Origin of the sequence: Aureimonas ureilytica, assembly GCF_001475935.1 — a bacterium.
Taxonomy (GTDB): domain Bacteria; phylum Pseudomonadota; class Alphaproteobacteria; order Rhizobiales; family Rhizobiaceae; genus Aureimonas; species Aureimonas ureilytica_A.
On sequence record NZ_LDQA01000162.1, the window covers coordinates 1 to 821 of the forward strand.

Below are 821 nucleotides of genomic sequence, written 5' to 3' on the forward strand. Positions count from 1 at the left end.
CTGGGGATGGCGCTGGCCGCACATGGCGGCGTAGCCGTCATTATAGAGAGTGATCTGGTCCGGGCCCCAGACGATCAGCATGGGCTGACGCGAGCCGAGCGTGATGCCGACAACCGTCCTCAGGCTCTGAGGCCATGCCTCGACAGGCCCCAGCGATGTCGCGGACCAATCGAACGCACGCATCAAAGCGCCGCACTCCCCGCCACCTGAAAGGAACGCCATGTTCCCCTCATCGTGCCACTGGAGCCCCTGTTTCCCCTGCAAGCCCCGAACCCCCGTCTTGTCCATCCTTCATATCTAGCTTGAAGCGCCAAAATCCAAGTGGCTTCCCCCTGCGGGACGGTAGGCCCGAATATATCTGCATGGCTGACGATCGCTCAGCGCGCGAGGAAACCGCTTGACGCTGAACTGCGACGCGCCGATATAGGCCCGGTAATTCCGCGTTTGCGCTGCGCCTGCCTTCTGCGATGTTCGAGAATCGGACTGGTCGGGCGCCTGCTGGTCGAATCTTCGTGCCAGCCGCGGTCCGCGCTGATCTGTTCCCGCGCAGGAACGTTCAGCCGTTTATCGGCCCTCCTGTGGGCCGAAGCCATCGTAAGGCATTTCTTGACCCAAACGAATTTTCAGGCGCTCGGCCTTGCCGACGCGCTTCTGTCCGCTCTCGCGGCCATGGACTTCACCGTGCCGACGCCGATCCAGGCGCAGGCTATCCCCGCCGTCTTGAAGAACCGCGACGTTCTGGGCATCGCCCAGACCGGCACCGGCAAGACCGCGGCCTTCTCCCTACCCATCATCGACCAGCTCCTGCGCGCCGGCGGCCG

Annotated in this window: 2 protein-coding genes; one reads left to right on the forward strand and one right to left on the reverse strand. The window is 63.8% G+C overall.

What is annotated here, in order from left to right:
• The coding region (locus tag NS365_RS23960) for a hypothetical protein (protein WP_153003942.1) at positions 1 to 183 on the reverse strand (183 nt) is incomplete at its 3' end.
• Between the two features lie 423 nt (positions 184 to 606).
• Between NS365_RS23960 and NS365_RS23250 the strand changes: the two genes are divergently transcribed.
• Positions 607 to 821: DEAD/DEAH box helicase (locus NS365_RS23250; RefSeq protein WP_275477574.1), on the forward strand; the 215-nt coding region annotated here is incomplete at its 3' end.